The organism is Nocardioides potassii (assembly GCF_021648885.1).
In the GTDB taxonomy this organism is placed as follows: Bacteria; Actinomycetota; Actinomycetes; order Propionibacteriales; family Nocardioidaceae; genus Nocardioides; species Nocardioides potassii.
In genome coordinates, this window is sequence record NZ_JAKJHZ010000005.1 from 554,319 (window position 1) to 572,753 (window position 18,435).

21 protein-coding genes are annotated in these 18,435 nt (G+C 74.4%); 2 read left to right on the forward strand and 19 right to left on the reverse strand.

Features of this window, described 5'->3' with window-relative positions:
* Positions 1 to 56 precede the first annotated feature (56 nt).
* A complete protein-coding gene (locus tag L2K70_RS07170; protein ID WP_236400785.1) occupies positions 57 to 206 on the forward strand; it encodes a hypothetical protein in 150 nt (49 codons plus the stop codon).
* Between the two features lie 15 nt (positions 207 to 221).
* On the opposite strand, the gene L2K70_RS07175 is transcribed toward L2K70_RS07170, so the two are convergent.
* The 18 genes from L2K70_RS07175 to L2K70_RS07260 all read right to left on the reverse strand — a co-directional run bounded on the left by L2K70_RS07175 (position 222) and on the right by L2K70_RS07260 (position 16,983).
* The gene (locus tag L2K70_RS07175; protein WP_236400787.1) at positions 222 to 944 is read right to left on the reverse strand and encodes a GAF and ANTAR domain-containing protein; all 723 of its coding nucleotides are present in this window, start codon (positions 942 to 944) and stop codon (positions 222 to 224) included.
* A 49-nt stretch (positions 945 to 993) separates the two neighbouring features.
* Complete coding sequence (locus L2K70_RS07180; protein WP_236400789.1) at positions 994 to 3,126, reverse strand: SpoIIE family protein phosphatase; 2,133 nt, start codon at positions 3,124 to 3,126, stop codon at positions 994 to 996.
* A gap of 108 nt (positions 3,127 to 3,234) precedes the next feature.
* Positions 3,235 to 3,858 (reverse strand): isopentenyl-diphosphate Delta-isomerase, encoded by a 624-nt coding sequence (gene idi / locus L2K70_RS07185; protein ID WP_236400791.1) that lies wholly within the window; start codon positions 3,856 to 3,858, stop codon positions 3,235 to 3,237.
* Positions 3,855 to 4,901 (reverse strand): NAD(P)/FAD-dependent oxidoreductase, encoded by a 1,047-nt coding sequence (locus tag L2K70_RS07190; RefSeq protein ID WP_236400793.1) that lies wholly within the window; start codon positions 4,899 to 4,901, stop codon positions 3,855 to 3,857. The genes idi and L2K70_RS07190 overlap by 4 nt, the downstream gene beginning before the upstream one ends.
* Complete coding sequence (locus L2K70_RS07195; RefSeq protein WP_236400795.1) at positions 4,894 to 5,439, reverse strand: isoprenylcysteine carboxyl methyltransferase family protein; 546 nt, start codon at positions 5,437 to 5,439, stop codon at positions 4,894 to 4,896. The genes L2K70_RS07190 and L2K70_RS07195 overlap by 8 nt, the downstream gene beginning before the upstream one ends.
* On the reverse strand, positions 5,436 to 6,491 hold the full coding sequence (locus tag L2K70_RS07200; RefSeq protein ID WP_236400797.1) for a type III polyketide synthase: 1,056 nt from the start codon (positions 6,489 to 6,491) through the stop codon (positions 5,436 to 5,438). Before L2K70_RS07200 ends, L2K70_RS07195 begins: the two co-directional genes overlap by 4 nt.
* Entirely contained in the window at positions 6,488 to 7,681 is a 1,194-nt protein-coding gene (locus L2K70_RS07205; RefSeq protein ID WP_236400799.1) for an NAD(P)/FAD-dependent oxidoreductase, read from the reverse strand. The genes L2K70_RS07200 and L2K70_RS07205 overlap by 4 nt, the downstream gene beginning before the upstream one ends.
* Positions 7,678 to 8,502 carry a UbiA family prenyltransferase gene (locus L2K70_RS07210; RefSeq protein ID WP_236400801.1) on the reverse strand — a complete coding sequence of 275 codons (825 nt, stop codon included), beginning with the start codon at positions 8,500 to 8,502 and terminating at the stop codon, positions 7,678 to 7,680. The genes L2K70_RS07205 and L2K70_RS07210 overlap by 4 nt, the downstream gene beginning before the upstream one ends.
* Complete coding sequence (locus L2K70_RS07215; RefSeq protein WP_236400803.1) at positions 8,480 to 8,662, reverse strand: hypothetical protein; 183 nt, start codon at positions 8,660 to 8,662, stop codon at positions 8,480 to 8,482. The genes L2K70_RS07210 and L2K70_RS07215 overlap by 23 nt, the downstream gene beginning before the upstream one ends.
* 102 nt (positions 8,663 to 8,764) lie before the next feature.
* The gene (locus L2K70_RS07220; protein WP_236400804.1) at positions 8,765 to 9,637 is read right to left on the reverse strand and encodes a phosphatase PAP2 family protein; all 873 of its coding nucleotides are present in this window, start codon (positions 9,635 to 9,637) and stop codon (positions 8,765 to 8,767) included.
* Complete coding sequence (locus L2K70_RS07225; protein ID WP_236400805.1) at positions 9,634 to 10,131, reverse strand: glycosyl-4,4'-diaponeurosporenoate acyltransferase CrtO family protein; 498 nt, start codon at positions 10,129 to 10,131, stop codon at positions 9,634 to 9,636. Before L2K70_RS07225 ends, L2K70_RS07220 begins: the two co-directional genes overlap by 4 nt.
* The gene (locus L2K70_RS07230; RefSeq protein WP_236400807.1) at positions 10,131 to 11,282 is read right to left on the reverse strand and encodes a glycosyltransferase family 2 protein; all 1,152 of its coding nucleotides are present in this window, start codon (positions 11,280 to 11,282) and stop codon (positions 10,131 to 10,133) included. Before L2K70_RS07230 ends, L2K70_RS07225 begins: the two co-directional genes overlap by 1 nt.
* Positions 11,275 to 12,669, reverse strand: coding sequence for a cytochrome P450 (locus L2K70_RS07235; RefSeq protein WP_236400809.1), 1,395 nt, complete (start codon positions 12,667 to 12,669; stop codon positions 11,275 to 11,277). Before L2K70_RS07235 ends, L2K70_RS07230 begins: the two co-directional genes overlap by 8 nt.
* Positions 12,666 to 13,010, reverse strand: coding sequence for a lycopene cyclase domain-containing protein (locus tag L2K70_RS07240; protein WP_236400811.1), 345 nt, complete (start codon positions 13,008 to 13,010; stop codon positions 12,666 to 12,668). The genes L2K70_RS07235 and L2K70_RS07240 overlap by 4 nt, the downstream gene beginning before the upstream one ends.
* On the reverse strand, positions 13,007 to 13,390 hold the full coding sequence (locus tag L2K70_RS07245) for a lycopene cyclase domain-containing protein (protein ID WP_236400813.1): 384 nt from the start codon (positions 13,388 to 13,390) through the stop codon (positions 13,007 to 13,009). Before L2K70_RS07245 ends, L2K70_RS07240 begins: the two co-directional genes overlap by 4 nt.
* Positions 13,387 to 14,997 (reverse strand): phytoene desaturase family protein, encoded by a 1,611-nt coding sequence (crtI, locus tag L2K70_RS07250; protein WP_236400815.1) that lies wholly within the window; start codon positions 14,995 to 14,997, stop codon positions 13,387 to 13,389. The genes L2K70_RS07245 and crtI overlap by 4 nt, the downstream gene beginning before the upstream one ends.
* Positions 14,994 to 15,878, reverse strand: coding sequence for a phytoene/squalene synthase family protein (locus L2K70_RS07255; protein WP_236400817.1), 885 nt, complete (start codon positions 15,876 to 15,878; stop codon positions 14,994 to 14,996). Before L2K70_RS07255 ends, crtI begins: the two co-directional genes overlap by 4 nt.
* Positions 15,879 to 15,939: 61 nt before the next feature.
* Positions 15,940 to 16,983: a polyprenyl synthetase family protein gene (locus L2K70_RS07260; RefSeq protein ID WP_236400819.1), complete on the reverse strand. Its 1,044-nt coding sequence runs from the start codon at positions 16,981 to 16,983 to the stop codon at positions 15,940 to 15,942.
* Positions 16,984 to 17,085: 102 nt separating this feature from the next.
* Between L2K70_RS07260 and L2K70_RS07265 the strand changes: the two genes are divergently transcribed.
* Positions 17,086 to 17,937: a DICT sensory domain-containing protein gene (locus tag L2K70_RS07265; RefSeq protein WP_236400821.1), complete on the forward strand. Its 852-nt coding sequence runs from the start codon at positions 17,086 to 17,088 to the stop codon at positions 17,935 to 17,937.
* A gap of 4 nt (positions 17,938 to 17,941) precedes the next feature.
* On the opposite strand, the gene L2K70_RS07270 is transcribed toward L2K70_RS07265, so the two are convergent.
* The gene (locus L2K70_RS07270) at positions 17,942 to 18,418 is read right to left on the reverse strand and encodes an MSMEG_6728 family protein (RefSeq protein WP_236400823.1); all 477 of its coding nucleotides are present in this window, start codon (positions 18,416 to 18,418) and stop codon (positions 17,942 to 17,944) included.
* Positions 18,419 to 18,435: the final 17 nt, after the last annotated feature.

Below are 18,435 nucleotides of genomic sequence, written 5' to 3' on the forward strand. Positions count from 1 at the left end.
ACATCTGTGCACCCGGATGGGCGGGATGGCCGGCGCCGGGGTGGGTACGGGTCGTCATGGACGATCGCGAGCGCCCCACGACCAACCAGCCGCTCAACGCCCCCGGACCTCGGCCGAAGGTGACTCCTATCCTGGCCGTCGTCGCGGTGATCGCACTGATCGCCCTGATCTTCGTGGTGATCTCCCTGCTGCGCTACAACACCTGACGAACCCGGCCTCGGCTAGTGGTCCGGAGAGGCGTCCTCGCGATCGGGTACTCCGGCGAGCCGGCGTGTGGTGACGAACTCCTGAGCAACCACGCCGACGCGGACGTTGCTCTGGGAGCTGACACGCGCGAGCACCTTGAAGGCGGCGGAGTCGCCGATGTCGAACCGTTCCATCAGGATGCCGCAGGCCTGGCCGATGACGGTCCGCGTGTCCAGGGCCCGCGCGAGGTTCGCAAGCTCCTGGGACTCGGCGAGGGCGATGGCGACCAGCGCGGCCAGTGCGTAGGCCTCCTCGTGGTCGGTCGCCTCGAACGAGCCGGGAGCGCTGGCGTAGAGGTTGAGCGCGCCGATGGTCCGCGCCTCGGTGAAGAGTCGCAGGCAGAGCATGCTGCGGGCGTGATGGTCGCGCGCCACCCGCGGGGCCCATGCCGGCCACCGTGCGTCGTAGAGCAGGTCGGGGGAGTGGACGACCGGCTCGTCCCAGGTGGCGTCGAGGCACGGGCCCTCGCGCAGCTCGTACTGCAAGAGGTCGCACGCGAGCACGTTGTCGTCGGAGTACGCCGGGGTGGAGAGCCGCGAGCCGCGTCCGACCAGCGTGATGCCGGCAGCATCGCAGCCGTCGATGGTGGTGACAGCGAGCTGGACGGCCATCTCCATCGTCGACTGCGGGTCCGGCTCGGCCTCCAGCGATCGCGCCGACGAGGCCACCTGCTCGGCGAGCTTTCCATCGGAGTCCATCTGTCGACGCTAGTGGTCCGACGTGCCCCCGGCTAGTCGGTTCGTACGGTCAGGCGGCCGCAGCCGGGTTCCAGCGCACCACGAGAAGCGCCACGTCGTCCTCCCGCTGCTCGCCGATCATGCGCTCCAGCAACCGGTCGCACAGGACGTCGAGGTCCTGTGTGTCGGGCGCGAGCTCGTGGAGCAGGGCCTCGAGGTCGCCGATCCCACGCTCCACGTCACGACCCCGGCTCTCCACGAGACCGTCGGTGTAGAAGAGCAGCGTCGAGCCGGGCTCGAGGAAGGCGGCGCGCTCGGCTCGCTCGGTGTCGGGGTCGAGGCCGAGCAGCAGGTCGTTGTCCTCGACGTCGGCCAGGCGGGTGATCGAGCCGTCCGGCCCCATGAGCATCGCGGGCGGATGGCCCGCGTGTGCCCAGCGCAGGACGACCTCCTCGCCCGCGGCGGCGCCCGGGCGGGGGTGATGCTCGAGACGCGCGACGACGGCGGTCGCGGTCGTCTCGAGGTGCAGCGACTCCATCACGTGGTCGACCCCGGAGAGCACGGCGGCGGGGGAGTAGCCGCTGTGCACCGCGATCCCCCGCAGCAGGCCGCGAACCTGGCCCATGGCGGCCGCGGCCTCGACGTCGTGCCCGACGACGTCACCGACCACGACGACGACGTCGTTGTTGCCGGGTCCGCGGTTCTGCTGGAGGAAGGCGTCGTACCAGTCGCCACCGATGCGGGCGGCGTCGCTGGCGGGCGAGTAGCGGGTGACGACCTCCAGGTGGGGCGTCAGCGGCGGGTCGGTGAGCATGCTGCGCTGCAGCGCCTCGGCCACGTCGCGCTGCTCCTCGTAGAGTCGCGCGTTGTCGAGGGCCAGGCCGGCCCGGGACGCGATGTCCTCGAGCAGGGCCGCGTCGGACTCGGTGAAGGGCCGGCGCTCAGCGCCGCGGAAGACCGTGACGACGCCGACCGTGCGCCCGCGAGCGCGCAGCGGCACGGCCACGGCTGACTCGGGACCGAGCTCGCGCATGCGGTCCTTGGCAGGTCCGTCCCGGAGGACCGCCGCGATCTTCTCCGTCGCATCGGACTCCATGAGGACGGTGGTCATGTCGCGGATCGTCCGGGCGAGGTAGGACTCGTCGGTCATCGCGCGCAGGCGCAGCGAGGCGTACTCCTCGACGGTGCCCTGCATCTCCGGGTCGGCGTGGGTCCAGCCCGCGTCCTTGAGCCCGCGCCGCCAGTCGGCGGCGTGCGGGTCGTCGACCAGGGTGACCAGGCACCAGTCGGCCAGCGCAGGGACGAGGAGCGTCGAGAGCACGCTCACGCCCTCGTTGGCGTCGAGGGTCCCGGTGAGGCCCTCGGAGACCGACGCCAGCAATGAGAGCCGCTCCGCCGATCGGGCGAGCGCGTCCTGCGCCCGACGGCGGTCGGTGATGTCCACGAAGTAGACCGCGAGGCCCTCGGGCGACGGCCAGGCCCGGACCTCGTACCACCCGTCGAGGGGCGGGGGGTAGTAGGCCTCGAACGACACCGGTCGTCCGGACTCGACGGCCGTGCGGTAGTTGACCTCGAAGTCGCTGCCCACGGCGGCGGGGAACTCCTCCCACACCGATCGCCCGACGAGGTGGGCGCGGCCGGCCCCGAGGAGCCGCTCGGCCTCGGAGTTGACGTAGGTGAAGCGCCACTCGTCGTCGAGCTGGTAGAACGCCGACGACATCGACTCCAGCACCCGCCCGACACGTGCCTCGCCCTCGCGGACCTCGGTCGTGTCGTACGCCGCCCCGACCAGGCGGACTGCGGGCCCGTCCTCGGTCTCGGCGAAGGCACGGCCGCGCGCGGCGATCCACCGCACGTCGCCCTCGGGCAGGAGGACGCGGTACTCGGCGTCGTACTCGCCGCACGTCGCGATGGCGTGCTCGAGCGCTGCGCTCACGCGGGGCAGGTCGGTGGGGTGCACCCGCTCGTTGAACGCCTCGATCGTGCCGCCGAAGGTCGTCAGGTCGAGGCCGAAGAGCTCGAGGAGGCGCAGGTCCCAGCGGAGCCGCCCGGTGTCGAGGTCCCAGACGAAGGCGCCGACGCCGGCGGCGTCGATGGCCAGGCGCAGCGCGACCCGGTCGCTCTCCTCGTCCAGCGCCTCGGTCATGTGCACGGGCTCCCTCTGCGCAGGCACGCTGACACGGGCCGAGTCGATGATGGACACGTGTGCTCCTCCGCACTGACCCGGGCTGTCCGTGGTCTCCAGACGAGCCCGTGGGCGAAGCGTGTCACACGTCGGCGCCTGATGCTCGCGGAACCCGTAAAGGTCCAGTCAGGTTGTCCACCCCTGGGGGCGTGCGGCCGGCGGGAGGTCGGCGAACCGGCCCTCGGGGGCGCCCAGAGGGTCCTCCGGGAGCTGGGCCACCTGCTCGCGGCACCACACCGACACGCTGCGGCTGCCGTCGAGCACGGACGCCCGGAAGTCCGGCCAGGACACCCACTCGACGGACTCGACCTCGGAGGGGTCCGGCTCGACCGGGTCGCGTACGAGACCGGTGTAGACGGGGCACATCTCGTTCTCGACGATGCCGTCCTGCTCCGCGCGGTAGCGGAACCCGGGCAGCACCAGCCGGAGGTCGTGGACCTCCACCCCGAGCTCCTGGCGGACCCGGCGGCGCGCCGCCTCGGCGTGCTCCTCGCCCGGGGCGGGGTGGCCGCAGCAGCTGTTGGTCCAGACGCCCGGAAAGGTCTTCTTCGTGAGCGCGCGCCGCGTCAGCAGCAGGCGGCCGTCGTCGTCGAAGAGGTAGGTCGAGAACGCCAGGTGCAGCGGCGTCCCGGCGTGGTGGACGCCCGCCTTGTCGGCCGTGCCGACCGCGCGGCCGTCCTCGTCGAGGAGGACGACGAGCTCGCGGGCTGCGGTGGCAGGACTGCTCTGAGTCATGTGGGGAGAAGTCATGCGGCACCTCCGGCCGGTCGGGCGAGCTGGTTGACGGCGGCGCCGAAGACGCCGGGAAGGCGCGTCGCAGCCGGGACGAGACCACGCCGGACGACAGGGACGGCCGTGGCGCTGAGCAGGGCGTGGGTGAGCAGCTCGTGGCGCAGGCTCAGCCGCCTCGCCCGCCGGGAGTAGAGGTCGGGACGCTCGGCGCAGACGCATGCCACGGCCGCGCGCGCCTGCGCCAGTCCCAGGGCGATGCCCTCCCCGGTGAGGGCGTCGACGTAGCCGGCTGCGTCGCCGACGAGCAGCACCCGCCCGGCCGCGCGTGCGCGGGCGCGCTGGCGCAGCGGTCCGGCTCCCATCACCTTGGTGCGGGGACCGGTGAGCCGGTCGGCGAGCACGGGGAAGTCGGCGAGCAGGTCGTCGAAGCGGGCGCCGGCGTCGGCGAGGACGGCGACCCCGACGAGGTCGTCGTCGACCGGGGTCACGTAGGCCTCGGCGCGTCGCGACCAGTGCACCTCGACGTACGACGACCAGGGCGCCTGCGCCACGTGGAGGCGCTGCCCGAAGCGCCGCCGCGACGTGTCCTTGGCCGGCACGTCGAGACCGACCAGCCGGCGCACGGGCGAGTGCAGCCCGTCGGCCGCGAGCAGGTAGCGCGCGGCCTCGCCGTCGACCAGCACGTGGTCGCCCGCGTCGCGGACGTCCGTGACGGGCCGCTGCTCGACGGGGATGCCGGCGTCCGCCACAGCGGTGGCGAGGGCCTCGTGCAGGACCGTACGGCGAACGCCGCGGCCCGGACCGGCCGCGAACCGCGCGGTCGCACCGTCGCCCGAGCCGTCGGCGGCCAGGTAGTGGATCCCCTCCAGCGCGCGCCCGTGCGGGTGCACGCCGAGCGAGGCCAGCTCGGCCACGGCACCGGGCATCAGCCCCTCGCCGCACGCCTTGTCGATGGTGCCCGCGCGGGGCTCGCGGACGACGACGGTCAGGCCCGCCCGGTGCGCGTGCAGCGCGGTGGCGAGCCCGACGGGGCCGCCGCCCGCGACGACCACGTCACGCATCGGCCGGAACCCCCGACGGGGGCGGCAGCGTCGCGAGCGCCGCGTCCTCGGTGCGGATGCGCACGGCCAGCAGCCCCGCGTTGAGCACGGTGAAGACGACGGCGGTGATCCAGGCGGCGTGGACGAGCGGCAGCGCCACACCCTCGACGACGACGGCGACGTAGTTGGGGTGCGTGAGGAACCGGTAGGGCCCCGACGTGACCGGCGGAAGCCCGGGCACGACGATGACACGGGTGTTCCATCGGCGCCCGAGGGTCGCGATGCACCACCACCGCAGCGCCTGGGACGCCACGACGAGGGCGAGCATCGTCCAGGCGAGCAGCGAGGGGACGTCCGGTCGGCGCACCCATGCCTCGACCAGCGCCCCGACGAGGAGCGCGGTGTGGAGCACGACCATGAACGGGAAGTGGCCGAGGCCGCTCTCGACGCCTCCGCGCTCGCGGCTCCACGCGGCGTTGCGGACGGACACGACGAGCTCGGCGACGCGCTCGAGCCCGACGAGCGCGACCAGGACCGTGAAGGCGAGCAACGTGGTCATGCGTCCGCCTTCAGCAGCACGAGCTCGGAGCAGAAGCCGGGGCCCATGGCGAGCAGGACGCCGTGGCTGCCGGGCGCGGGCGGGCGCTGGGCCAGCGTGTCCTCGAGGACGTGGAGGACCGAGACCGACGACAGGTTGCCCACGCGCGCGAGCGACTCCCAGGTCAGGCGGACCGCCTCGCGTGGCACCTCGAGCGCCGCCTGCAGCGCCTCGATGACCTTGGGGCCGCCGGGGTGGCACACCCACCAGGCGATGTCGTCGCGGGTGAGGTCGTGGTCGGCGAGGAACGCGTCGACGTCGTCGCGGACGTAACGCTCGACGAGCGTCGGCACCTCGGCGTCCAGGACGATCCGCAGGCCGGAGCCGGCCACGTCGAAGCCCATGGTGCGCTCGCTGTCGGGGTAGAGCCGGCTGCGCGAGTCGAGGACCCGCACGGTGCCGCCGTGGCGCGCGTCGCCGACCGCCACCACGGCCGCGGCGCCGTCGCCGAACAGCCCGCTGGCGACCAAGTTGGGCACGGACGTGTCGTCGCGCTGGAGCGTCAGCGAGCACAGCTCGACGGCCACCAGCACCGCAGTGTGGTCGGGATGGCCCAGCAGGTAGTCGTGCACCCGGGCGATCCCGGCCGCGCCCGCCACGCACCCGAGCCCGACGAGCGGCATCCGGCGGACGTCCTCGCGGAGCCCGACGACGCCTGCTATCCGCGCGTCCAGCGACGGCACGGCGAGCCCGGTGACGGTCGCCGTCACGACGAGGTCGACGTCGGACGGCGTGAGGTCGGCCGCCTTGAGCGCGTCGACCAGCGCCTGCGCGCCGAGCTCGACGGCGTGCTCGATGAAGAGGTCGTTGGCGTGCCCGAAGTCGCCGAGCGTCGCGTAGTCGGCGAGTGGCAGGACGATGTGCCTGCGCTCGACCCCCGCATTGCGGTGGAACCGCCGGAGCAGCGCGTGGTCGAGGCTGCGCTCGGAGATGACCTCGGCGAAGGCCTCGGTGATCTCCGCCTGCGGGTAGGAGTTCGGGGGCAGGGCGCTGCGGGCGGCCAGGATCCTCATGAGGACTTCCTCTGCGATCGGCGTGGGAGGGACGGGAGTCGGAGCGGTACGAGGTCGCGCGCCAGTCCGGCGGCGAGGCGGGGGTCGATGCGGCCGTCGCCGAGGCCGATCTCGACGAGCGTGTCGAAGACGTGGCGGTCCCGCCCGGCCGCGCGGATGCCGGCGTCGACGACGCGCGGCGACTGCGCGAGCCGGGAGGCGACGAAGGTGTGGCGCAGGTGCGAGCCGAGCATGGCGCGTACGACGGTGCGGTACCGGGCGCCCGCGGCCTCGGGTCGGCCGAGCGCGACGGCGCGGGCGGCCGTGCGCCCGGCGGCGATGCCTGTGGCCACGGCGTAGTAGATGCCCTCGCCCGTCATCGGGTTCACCAGACCGGCGGCGTCGCCGACCAGGAGCACCGGCCCGTCGGGCTGGTCCCAGCGCCAGGTGCTGAGCGGGAGGTGGTGGCCGCGCCAGTCGTCACCGGTGCTGGCCGCGCCCGGCACGAGCGCCTCGAGCTGGTCGAGCAGGAGCCTCCGGCTGGGCGCCGTCCCGGACGACTCGCCCGGCAGCAGCTCGCCGTAGCCGACGTTGGCGAGGCCGTCACCGCGGTCGAAGGCCCAGGCGTACGACGGCTGCCGGCGGTCGCCGTAGCGGATGACCTGCCGACCGCGGATCGCGTCGGTGACGGGCGCGTAGCCGCGGATGGCGATGGCACGCGGCTCGCGGCGCCTGCCGAGCAGTGCCTGGCGGACGAGCGAGTGCGCGCCGTCGGCGCCGACCACGACCGAGCCGCGGAGCTCGCCCGAGACGACGGGGCCGCCGGAGTCGACGGCGACCGACCGCGCCCGGTGCCGACGCAGCACGGCGCCCGCGGCGACGGCGCGCTCGACCAGCCGGGCGTCGAGGACCTGGCGCGGCACGACGTGCACCTCGCGGCGCATCGGACCCGCGACCACGACGTCGCCGTGGGACAGCTCGAGCTCGCGGAGCGGCGCCCACCCGTCGACGACGTCGGCCGCGCCGACCTCGGCGAGGGCGTCGAGCACGTGGGGCGCGATGCCGTCACCGCACGACTTGTCGCGCGGGAAGTCGCTGCGGTCGAGCAGCAGGACCCGCAGCGCGGGGTCCGCGGTCAGGGCGCCGAGTGCGGTTGCGGCCCCGGCCGGCCCGGCCCCGACGACCACGAGGTCCCACTGCTCGGCGCTCACCGGGCCACCACCAGGAGCGCGGCGTCGACCAGGGCGATGACGACCGCTGCGACGAAGGGAAGGCGTCCGCTGCCGGCGACCACCACGGCCGCCAGGACGAGGACCGCGACCGCGGCAGGCACCGACACTGCCGGTGCCGGCGAGGCCCCGACCAGCACGACGGCGGTCGCGGCCACCAGCACGGTGGCGGCGACCGGTGCGATCCAGCGCCGCCCGAGCCGGTGCGGCAGGCCACGCACGCCGGTGGCGGCGTCGTCGTCGAGGTCGGGCAGCACGTTGAGCAGGTGGGCGCCCACGCCGAGCAGCGCGGCACCGACCGGCCACCACCACGGTGGCGGCGCGCCGTCGGCGTACGTCACCACGGCGGTGAGCCCGCCGAAGCTGGCCGCGTAGGGGAGCCAGGACCACGCGGTGGCCTTGAGGCCGAGGTTGTAGGCCCACGCCGAGGCGACGCAGCCGAGGTGCAGCAGCCCCGGGACGAGCCCGAGGGAGAAGGACAGGACGACGCAGGCGGCCACGGCGCCGGCGCAGGCGGTGCGGACGACGCCGTACGACGCCTCGCCGGAGGCCAGAGGCTTGTCGGCCCGGCCGGCACGACGGTCCCGTGCGAGGTCGACCAGGTCGTTGCTCCAGCCGATCGAGAGCTGTCCGGCGAGGACGGCCGCCACCACCAGCGCGGCCGTGGCGAGGGAGAGACCCTGGGCCGCCGACAGCAGGCCCGAGAGCACCGTGACCGCGAGCGCGGGCCCGGGGTGGGCGGCAGCGACGACGGACGACAGGCCCGAGCGGGTGGCCGCGTCAGGCGCCGCCCCGGCCGTCACGACGTCTCCCGGGCGGGGCGGGCGGTCCGGCCATCTCGTCGAGCAGCGCCTGCGGTCGCCGGTCCGGTCGCCGGGTGCCCAGCAGGTAGGCGCCGTGCAGTGCCTGCACCGGTCGCCAGGCCCAGCGGGCGAGACGGAGCGTGCGGCTGTCGTGGGGCATCCGGTCGCCTTCCGGGGGCGGTGCATCGCGGGCGACCAGCCGGGGTCGGACCGGGTCGTGGAGTCACCTCGACGTACCCGGTGGCGGGGGCCTCATGCACCGTCATGACCTCCACCTTGCACCCGGTGTCCACGCCGGCCGGATCGCGCGGCCCACGGCCACGCGGGCCACGACCACGGCGAGGACCGCGACGGCCCACCCCGCCAGCACGTCGACGACGTAGTGCTCGCCGGTGTAGACGAGGGTCAACGCCATCGCGACGGCGTACGCCGCCAGCACGACGCGCATGGCCCACGACACCGACGGCCAGAGGAACAGCGCGACGAGCAGGGCCGCGCCGGCGTGCAGGGACGGCATCGCCGCAACGGGGTTGCTGCCGGACTGGCCGGCCTCGGTGAGCCGGCCGACGACGTCGAGGTGCAGGACGTCCCACCCGACGTGCGAGGTGCGGTCGACGTCGCCGATGACGCCTCGCTCGGCGGCGAGCCACGGAGGGGCCGCCGGGTAGGCGACGTAGCCGGCGATGCCGACGACCGACATCGTCAGCGCGGCCACGACCCATTCGCGGAAGCGGTCGCGGAGAGCGAACCACACGACGGCCGTCACGAGGGGGATGACGACGAAGTGCGTGACGTAGACGAGCGCGGCGACCGCGTCCCACCACCGGGGGTCGCCGTCCCACAGGCGCTCCTGGAGCCAGGCCGACGGGGCGGCACCGAGCAGCGCCTCGTCGGCGCGCGCGGGACCGACGACATGCAGCGCGGAGCCGACGCGGTTGGTCGCCTCGCCGTCGCCCGTGCCGAGCGGCGCCGAGACCCACTGGGCGACCGCGTAGGCCACGAGGATCGCGCTCAGCGGCGACCAGGCGATGAGCAGCTGGGCGACGGGCCCGTGCCGGGTGTGCTCGTCGGTCCGCGGCGCCCCGTCGGCGGCGGCCGCCACGTCCACCCGGTGCCGGGTGACCTCGGTGGTCATCGGAGGCTCCCGCGTCGCTCGAGCCGCGCGAGCAGGGGGAGCGTGCGGAACCGGTTGTAGCGCTGGATCACGATGAAGGGCACGTTGACGAGTACCCCGTAGGACACCAGGAGCACGGCGGCGACCGGCGGGTTCCACAGGACGAAGAGCGGAGCGCACGCCATCGCCCACCAGTGGGTCAGCTCGGCGCGACGCGTCTCGCGCACGAAGGTCCGCAGCCCCGCAGCGTCCCGCGCCGGCAGCTCGCGCTTGCTGACCCCGCCCTCGAACAGGGCGCCGGCCTCGGGCAGCCGGTCCTTCCAGCGGTGGATGCGGAGCCGGCGGCGGTACCACCGGCCACCGGACTCGAAGCCGCGGGCGCGCAGCAGCGGACCGTCGTGGTCCAGCCGGTGGTCGGGGAGACGGTGGGCGACGTAGCCCGTCACCGCGTGGAAGAAGCCCCACGCGAGCACGTCGACCACGACGGTCAGCCACGGCGGCACCACGTAGCCCATCAGGCGACCTCGCGGGGCTCGCGGGGCTCGCGGGGCTCGCGGCGCAGGTCGACCGGTCGGCCGCGCCACCGCACCGAGCGTCGTACGACGGTCAGCAGCAGCGACCGCGCGAACACCAGGTCGAAGGCGAGCAGCGGCAGGGGGAAGAGCAGCCACGCCCACCACGCGAACGTGCCCGCCGTGCGGAGGACCGAGCGCAGCTGGAGCGCGACGACGGCCCACGCCGCTGCCCAGGCGAGCAACGGCGTCGTCGGGCCGCCGCGGACCGAGTCGACGGCAGCCCCGGCCGCGCCGAGCGCGACGACGTGGTGGGCGCAGATCCACAGCACGGTGGCGATCGAGGCGAGCGGGTTCGCCGCCGACGCCCCCGAGGCGATGTTCTTGGTCCAGCCGGCGACCAGCTGGGCGGGACCGCCGGGATAGCTGCGCATCGCGACGGCGTCGCCGCCGACGTACGACGTCACGCGGAGCCCGGCGCGGTCGTAGGCCCGGGCGAGGGACACGTCGTCGAGGATCTCGCCGCGCACCGCCCGGTGGCCCCCGGCCCGCTCGTAGTCGTCGCGCGAGGTGATCAGGCACGGGCCGAACGCCATCGGGAACCGACGGCGGGACGCAGCACGACGACGGGTGAAGGCGGCGCTGGCGAGGAGGGCGACGGCGTTGAAGTAGGCCGAGGCCTGCTCGTAGGCGTGGACCACCCGGTGGTGGGGTTGCACCGACACCAGGCCGCCGTGCGTCCCGTGGGCGGCCAGCAGCCGGCCCACGGCGTCGGGGGCGAGCACGGTGTCGGCGTCGAGGAAGAGCAGCACGTCGCGGCTCGCCGCCTCCGCCCCCGTCTGGCAGGCCCAGGCCTTGCCGGTCCAGCCGTCGGGCCGCGACCCCGCCGCGACCACCCGGGCGCCCGCCGCGGCCGCCACGGCCGCGGTGCGGTCGGAGGAGTCGTCGTCGACCACCACGACGTCCAGGGCGCGCGCGTCGAGGGACGCGAGCAGTGCGGGCAGCGTCTGCTCCTCGTCGCGGGCCGGGACCACGATCGAGGCGGCACCCACGTCGGCGCCGGTCGGGATGCGCAACGTGCGCGCGTCGCGCAGCAGCCACAGCGGCACGCACGCGGCGGCGAGGAGGAGCACGACGACGGCCAGGTCAGCCATCGCCGCGCCTGGCGCCTCTGCGCAACGGCGTGAGCTCGAGAGGCATCCCGCCGCGCGGGTGGACGGCGACCTGCGCCTCGGGGGCCGGTCGGCGCCAGTCGTCGGGGAGCCCGACGTGGTGGGTGGCGAGCAGCCGGTCGAGGACGACCACCATCTCGCCGAGGGCGAGCTCGCGGCCGATGCACAGCCGGGGGCCCTGGCCGAAGGGGAGGTAGGCCGTGCGGCCGGCGCCCGGCTCGAGGAACCGCTCGGGCCGGAACACCTCCGGGTCCGCCCACGTGTCCGCCCGGCGGTGCACCAGCCACGGACTGATGATCGCCAACGTGCCGGCAGGGACCTCGACCCCGCCGACGACGTCGTCGCGGTCCGAGCGGCGCGAGATGACCCACGCCGGCGGGAACAGCCGCAGCGCCTCGTCGATGACGGCCCGGGTCCACGGCACGCGGTCGCGGTGGTCGAGCAGCGAGACCGGAGCCGGGAGCGACGCGAGCTCCGCGCGCACGCGCTCCTGGGCCACCTGGTCCTCGGCGAGCAGCATGAGGGTCCAAGTGAGGGAGGCGGCGACGGTCTCGTGCCCGGCGATGACCATGGTGACGAGCTCGTCACGGACCTCGTCGTCGGTGAGGCCGCTGTCCAGGAGCAGGCCGAGCAGGTCGTCGCCGTGCGGGATGCCGCCCGGTGGCGTCGGGCGGCTGCGCCGGTCGGCCATGAGCTGCGCGGTGACCGTGTCCAGTCGTCGCCGCGCGACGCGCAGGCGCAGGTTGGTCGGGGTCGGCAACCACTCGTTGGTCGGGAGGATCGAGCGCCCGAGCCGGACCACGATGTCCGCGGCGGCACTGCTGGCGCGCAGCAGGTCGTCGGCGTGGCCGCCGAGGTCGGCGGCGAAGAGCGCCCGCCCGACCGCGTCGAGGCCGATGTGGTGCATGAGCGAGGAGACGTCGACGACGGTGGGGCCGGGGGACGTGAGCCGGGATCGGATCCCGTCATCGGCAGCTGAGCGCACACGGTCGCTGACGGCGGCGAGCCGCTCGTGGTGGAAGGCGGGGGCGGCCAGGCGCCGGTGCTCGATCCAGCTGGGCTCGGACGAGGCGAGCAGCCCCGGACCCGTCACCCGCCCGAGGGCGGCGTACTGCACCGTGTGCTTGCCCCAGTGGCGCGCGCCGGTCTGCAGGACGTGCCGGACGTCGGCGGGATCGTTGACCAGGAGGGCCGGCGGACCCGGGACGGGGAAGGAGACCAGGTCGCCGTAGTGCTCGCGCACCCGGCCGAGGAAGGTCAGCGGGTCGCGGCGCACCGACCGGAAGGCGCGGGCCATGTCGCCCGATGTCGGACCCGGTACGCCGATCTCGGTGGGCCGCATGGCCTCGAGCCGCTCGGTGACGGTCATGCGGGTGCCCCCGACCGCTGCTCCGAGCGCCGGCCGAGCCAGGTCCACGCGACGCACGACAGCAGCACCAGCCCGAAGCCGAAGAGGAGGTCCTCGACCGGCGCGAAGACGATCCGGCCGTCACCGAGGAACGCCACCCGCCCGGAGCCGAGGATGGTGTCGGGGTCGTAGCGCACGATGCCGCGACCCGTGAGCCAGCCGTTGGTGAGGAGCTGGAAGAAGACGATGATCGCGTAGGCCGACCACCAGTCGCGCGTCGAGGTGAGCCGGGTGCGCGCGACCCAGCGGTCGAGGACCAGCGTGACCACGACGCCGAGGCAGGCGAGCGCGGTGTAGGTCATCGCCGGTCCCCGCTGTCCTGCCCGGCCCGGTCGTCCGCTCGGTCGGGAGCGGCGGGACGACGCAGCCCGTGGCGTCGGACGGTCCGGGTGGCCTCGAGGGTCAGGACCGACACCAGCGGGATCACCACGAAGAACGCCACCTCCTCGTAGGGGAGACCGGCGACACGCATCGGCAGGGTCTGGTCCGCGTCGAACCACCAGTGCCCGGCGTGCGTGGCAAAGAGGTCCCACAGCAGGAACGGCGCCCCCGCCACCAGGATCGTCAGCAGGAGCCGCACCGGCTGGGCCAGCACCCGGAGCCGGAAGGCCGGCACCAGCGGCAGCGTCCCGACCAGGCAGAACGCCAGCATGGCGACGTAGGACCAGTGGAGAAGACTCATACGAGGTCCGACTGGGGCTCCGGCTCCGGCTCCGGGAGCGGGAGGGTCGAGCGGTCGCCCGAGAGCCGCTTCAGCACGAGCTCCGCACTGATCAGGCACATCGGCAGCCCGACGCCCGGGATGGTCGTGGAGCCGGCGTAGAGCAGTCCGTCGACCTTCGACGAGGTGTTGCCCGGTCGCAGGAACGCGCTCTGGCGCAGGGTGTGCTCGAGCCCGAGGGCACCGCCGCGCCACGAGTGGTAGCGCTCGGCGAAGTCGCGGGGGCCGACGGTGTGCCGCACCCGGATGCGGTCGCGGAGGTCGGGGACGCCTGCCCAGTCGGCCACGAGGTCGATCGCGGCGTCGGCGGTGCGCTCGACGGTCGCGGAGCCGGCGCCGTCGTCACCGCCGGCGCCGATGGCCGTGTCCGCCGGGACGGGGACGAGGACGAAGAGGTTCTCCGAGCCGGCCGGGGCGACGGAGTCGTCGGTCTCGGACGGCTTGCAGACGTAGATGGACGCGGGCTCGGGCACCCTGGCGTCGCGACCGAAGATGTCGCCGAAGTTCTGCTTCCAGTCGGCGGTGAAGAACAGCGAGTGGTGCGCGAGCTCGGGCAGCTCGCCCTCGACGCCGAGCATCGCGAGCACCGCACCCGGGCCGGGGGAGCGGCGTCGCCAGGACTGCTCGGGGTGCGTCTGCAGGTGGCGGGGGAGCAGGGCGGTCTCGAGGTGGTGCAGGTCGGCGGCCCCCACGACGACGTCGGCGTCGATCGAGCCCGGGGTGCCGTCGCGGTCGACGTACGTCACGCCGGTGACCGTGGCACGGCGGCGCGGCCCGGATCGGCCGGGTCGGCTGGGGCGGGTGCTGATGCCGGTCACCCGCGCGCCCGTGTGGAGGCGCGCGCCGTGGCGCTCGGCGAGCGAGGCGATGACGTCGATGAGCCGCGTGAACCCGCCCTGCGGGTAGAGCACGCGGTCGCCGAGGTCGAGCCGGCTCATCAGGTGGTAGATGCTGGGCGCGCGGCTCGGCGACGACCCGAGGAAGACGGCGGGGTAGCCCAGCACCTGCTGGATCCGGCGGTCGGAGAACGACGCGGCGACGTGGCTCTCCAGCGACCGGGTCAGCAGCCGGCCGAGGGTCGGCACGCGTCGTACGACGTCGGCGGTGACGAGGGACGTCGGCGAGTCGAAGCTGCTGTAGAGGAAGCGGCGCAGCGCCATGTCGTAGGCGTCGTCGGCCGAGCGGAGGTAGGCGTCGAACCTGTCACCGGCGCCGGGCTCGAGCGCCTCGAAGAGCGCCCGGTTGTGGTCGCGGTCGGGTCGCAGGTCTACCGGGTCGGGGTACCCCTCGAAGAACACGCGGTAGCTCGGATCGAGCACCTGGAGGTCGAGCTCGGCGTCGGCAGTCGTGCCGAGCAGGGAGAAGAAGTGCTCGAAGACCTCGGGCATGAGGTACCACGAGGCGCCGGTGTCGAAGCGGAAGCCGTTGCGCTCGACGCTGCCGACGCGACCACCCAGCTCGTCGTTCTTCTCGAGCAGGTCGACGCTGTGGCCGCGCGAGGCGAGCAGGGCCGCCGTGGCGAGTCCGGCGATCCCGCCGCCGACGACGGCGACGCGCTGTCCGCTCATGCGCGCGCCTCGCGGATGGCGCCGGCGGCGATGCGGAGCTTGACGGGGGCGGGGACGCGCACCCGCGTCGTCCGGATCCGCGCGGCCGGGGTCACGCGCAGCCGGCGGGCGAGCTCGTCGAAGGTGGCGTGGGCGGCGTGGACGGCGCGGCGGCTGCTCGCCGGGAGGTCCGGCACCACCGCGGCCGCGGCGGCCAGGTCGGCGTCGATGTCGTCGAGGATGCGGTCGCGGTCGGTGTCGCAGAACCGGTCCACGTCGAGGCCCGGGAAGTAGTCGCGGCGCAGGACGTCGTGGTCGTCGGCGAGGTCGCGCACGAAGTTGAGCTTCTGGAACGCCGCGCCGAGCCGCCGGGCGCCGGGCGCGAGCCGGTCGTAGGCGCCGGCCCGGTCGGCACCGGCGTCAGGGGCCGCGACGAAGGCCCGCAGGCACATCAGGCCGACGACCTCGGCCGAGCCGTAGACGTAGCGCTCGAAGCTGGCCGGGGTGTGTGCGGTGGTGTCGAGGTCCATGCGCATCGAGGCGAAGAAGGGGGCCACGATCTCGTCGGTGATGCCGACCGCGATCGCCGTACGGGCGAAGGCGTGGACCACGAGGTTGCCGCTCCAGCCGGCGTGCAGGGCGTGACGCGCGTCGTCCTCGAGCCAGTCGAGCATCGTGGCGCGAGCCTCGGTCGAGAGGGACGGGTCGGGGTTGTCGACGATCTCGTCGGCGACGCGGACCAGCGCGTAGATGTTGCGCACCTGGGTGCGGACGGGCTCGCCGAGCAGGCGTGAGGCCAGGCCGAAGGAGCTGGAGTAGCGGTGGATGACGACCGCCGCGCTCGCCTCGGACACGCTGTCGTAGAGGGAGTGCGGGTTGGTACGGCGCAGGTGGAGGCTCATGCGGGGCCCCCGAGGCGTTGTTCGGAGGAGCGGAGCGGGGGAGAAGAACGTCGTGGGGTGTTCATGCGGCCACCTCGTTGCCGTCGGCGAGGGATGCCGGTCGGGCGGTCGCGCCGTCGAGGAGGTCGAGGGAGATCCCGACCGCCGCGACGCCTGCCCGGGCGGCGGCGAGCTGCTCGTCGGCGAGCCCCTCGACGAAGCGGCGCGAACCTGAGGTGGTGAGCAGTGCACGCACCTCGTCGAGCTCGCCCGCCTCGAGGTCGCGGCCGAGGTAGCCGCGGATCGAGCGCCACTCGGGCGTCGAGCGTGCGTGCACGAGCAGTGGCGTCTGCTTGCAGGTCCGGAGGTCGCTGGTGGCGCTCTTGCCGGTGCGCTCGGGGTCGCCGAAGACGCCGAGGAGGTCGTCGACGAGCTGGAAGGCCAGCCCCATCGCCCGGCCGACCTCGCCGAGCCGCGCGGAGGTGGTCGCGTCCGCCCCGGCCAGCGCCGCTCCGGCCCGCAGCGGCAGCTCGAACGAGTACGCGCTGGTCTTCTGCTCCTCCATCGCCAGGCTCTCGGCGAGGGTCGCCGGCGCGTGCCCGAGGGCGAGGCGTACGTCGGCGAGCTCGCCGGCCGCGGTCGTGTGCAGCGCCGTGTCGAACAGGTCGAGCAGCTCGGCCACGGTCCCGGCGTCCGCGCCGCACAGAGCGACGGCCCGTACGGCGGCGGCGAGGGCGAGGTCGCCGGCGAGGATCGCGGCCGTCCGGCCGTAGCCGACGGCGGCCTCGACCCGGGCGCCCCCCGTCTGGGCGTGCGCGCGGAAGGTGCCGCCCACGTTGGGCCGCCCACGCCGCACCTCGTCGCCGTCGATGACGTCGTCGTGGATGACGAAGGCGGTGTGGAGCAGCTCGACGGCGGCGCCCACCTCGTCGGCCGCGGCCGACCGGGTCCCGCCGAGCGCGTCGTGCGTGGCGACCACCAGGGCGGGCCGGAAGCGCTTGCCGCCCTCCGCAGCGTCGGCCAGGGCGTCCCACAGCGCCGCGTGGTGGGGGTCGGTGGCGGCGGCGCGGGCGCGGCCGTCCTCGATCATGCGCGCCAGAGCGGCGTCCGTGCCGGTCGAGCTCATCCGTCCCCCTGGGTCGCGGGTCCTGTTGCCGGGACCAAACCTATGCAACACTTCCAACTAAATCTAGGCATTCCGCATAGGAGTCGCACAGGAGTCCGCCAGTTGTCCGTCCCGTCCGCGCCGCTCACGATCGGCGACCTGGCGCGCCGTACGGCAGTACCCACTACGACGCTGCGTAGCTGGGAATCCCGCTACGGATTTCCGCGCGCGGAGCGCGCCCGGGACGCCGGCCACCGGCGCTACCCCGAGTCGGAGGTCCGGGCGGTGCTCGACGTGCTCGACCTGCGCCGGTCCGGGCTGGCCCTGCACACGGCCGTCCAGCGCGTGACCGAGGCGCCCGTCCGCTCCAGCTCGGTGTTCGCCGAGATCCGCTGGCGCCACCCCGCGCTCGCGCCCCAGGTCCTCTCCCGCCCGACGCTGGTCGCGATGAGCCGGGCCGTCGAGGACGAGTGCTGCGCGCGGGCGGTCGAGCCGGTGCTGTTCGGCGGGTTCCAGCGGGAGACCTTCCTGCGCGGGTCCTACCGGCGCTGGCGCGAGCTGGCGCGGACGGCACGCAGCGCGGTCGTCTTCGCGGACTTCGCCTCGCCCGCCCCGGTCGAGCCCGGCCTGCCGATCGAGGTCGCGCTGCCGCGCGACGCGCAGCTCAACCGCGAGTGGCTGGTCATCTGCGACTCTCCCGACCTGCCTGCCTTCCTCACGGCCGTCGAGCGGCCCGGCCAGGACGCCGCCCGGCCCGACGACCGGGTCTTCGAGGCGCTCTGGTCGGTCGACCCTCGAGTGGTGCGTGACGCCGGGCGCGTCGCCGCGGTGCTGGCCGACCGCTACCGGCCCGGCTGGCGGGAGGACGTCGACGACGTGGTCCCGGCCGGTGACCCGGAGCCGGGATCGCCCGACCTGCACCGCGCCTCCGCGCTCTTCGACCGGATGCTCGGCTACCTCGACGCCGCCCGCTGAGCGTTCACGAGGTGGTGTGCCCGCCCTCGTCCGGCGCCGGCCAGACGTAGGGCAGGTCGTCCGGTACGCCGGGGAAGAGGGGGCCGTAGTGCCCCGGGTCCTTGCGCAGCAGCGCGGACTGGTGCGAGAGGTGGAAGTCCGTGTCGCCGAGCCACCACGGCATCGCACCTGCGGCGACGAGCTCGTGCTCCGACCGGATCGTCGTGACCCCGGCTCCCGAGAGGTCCGCCATCACGGTCGTGGCGCACGTGTCCGCACGGCCACCGGCGGCCCACACGTCGCAGCACGCGAGCGTGTAGCGCCCCAGCGCCTCGAGGTGGCCGCGCCACATCTTCACCGCCGGGTGGTGGCGCCACCCGTAGTCCGCCACCGTCAGGCCACGCACCACCTGCAGGCACTCGACGCGTTGCTTGCCGAGCCGCTTCACGTCCAGGACGCGGGCGGACTCCTCGAAGCCGGGGTAGGGCAGGAAGGTCTGCACGGTCCGACGCTAGGCAC

Bases quoted from the DNA above. Each gene is read 5' to 3' on its own strand.
- L2K70_RS07170 (WP_236400785.1), top strand. From the start codon at position 57: ATGGACGATCGCGAGCGCCCCACGACCAACCAGCCGCTCAACGCCCCC.
- L2K70_RS07175 (WP_236400787.1), bottom strand. From the start codon at position 944: ATGGACTCCGATGGAAAGCTCGCCGAGCAGGTGGCCTCGTCGGCGCGA.
- idi (WP_236400791.1), bottom strand. From the start codon at position 3,858: ATGACTTCTCCCCACATGACTCAGAGCAGTCCTGCCACCGCAGCCCGC.
- L2K70_RS07190 (WP_236400793.1), bottom strand. From the start codon at position 4,901: ATGCGTGACGTGGTCGTCGCGGGCGGCGGCCCCGTCGGGCTCGCCACC.
- L2K70_RS07195 (WP_236400795.1), bottom strand. From the start codon at position 5,439: ATGACCACGTTGCTCGCCTTCACGGTCCTGGTCGCGCTCGTCGGGCTC.
- L2K70_RS07200 (WP_236400797.1), bottom strand. From the start codon at position 6,491: ATGAGGATCCTGGCCGCCCGCAGCGCCCTGCCCCCGAACTCCTACCCG.
- L2K70_RS07215 (WP_236400803.1), bottom strand. From the start codon at position 8,662: ATGCCCCACGACAGCCGCACGCTCCGTCTCGCCCGCTGGGCCTGGCGA.
- L2K70_RS07220 (WP_236400804.1), bottom strand. From the start codon at position 9,637: ATGACCACCGAGGTCACCCGGCACCGGGTGGACGTGGCGGCCGCCGCC.
- L2K70_RS07225 (WP_236400805.1), bottom strand. From the start codon at position 10,131: ATGGGCTACGTGGTGCCGCCGTGGCTGACCGTCGTGGTCGACGTGCTC.
- L2K70_RS07230 (WP_236400807.1), bottom strand. From the start codon at position 11,282: ATGGCTGACCTGGCCGTCGTCGTGCTCCTCCTCGCCGCCGCGTGCGTG.
- L2K70_RS07235 (WP_236400809.1), bottom strand. From the start codon at position 12,669: ATGACCGTCACCGAGCGGCTCGAGGCCATGCGGCCCACCGAGATCGGC.
- L2K70_RS07240 (WP_236400811.1), bottom strand. From the start codon at position 13,010: ATGACCTACACCGCGCTCGCCTGCCTCGGCGTCGTGGTCACGCTGGTC.
- L2K70_RS07245 (WP_236400813.1), bottom strand. From the start codon at position 13,390: ATGAGTCTTCTCCACTGGTCCTACGTCGCCATGCTGGCGTTCTGCCTG.
- crtI (WP_236400815.1), bottom strand. From the start codon at position 14,997: ATGAGCGGACAGCGCGTCGCCGTCGTCGGCGGCGGGATCGCCGGACTC.
- L2K70_RS07255 (WP_236400817.1), bottom strand. From the start codon at position 15,878: ATGAGCCTCCACCTGCGCCGTACCAACCCGCACTCCCTCTACGACAGC.
- L2K70_RS07260 (WP_236400819.1), bottom strand. From the start codon at position 16,983: ATGAGCTCGACCGGCACGGACGCCGCTCTGGCGCGCATGATCGAGGAC.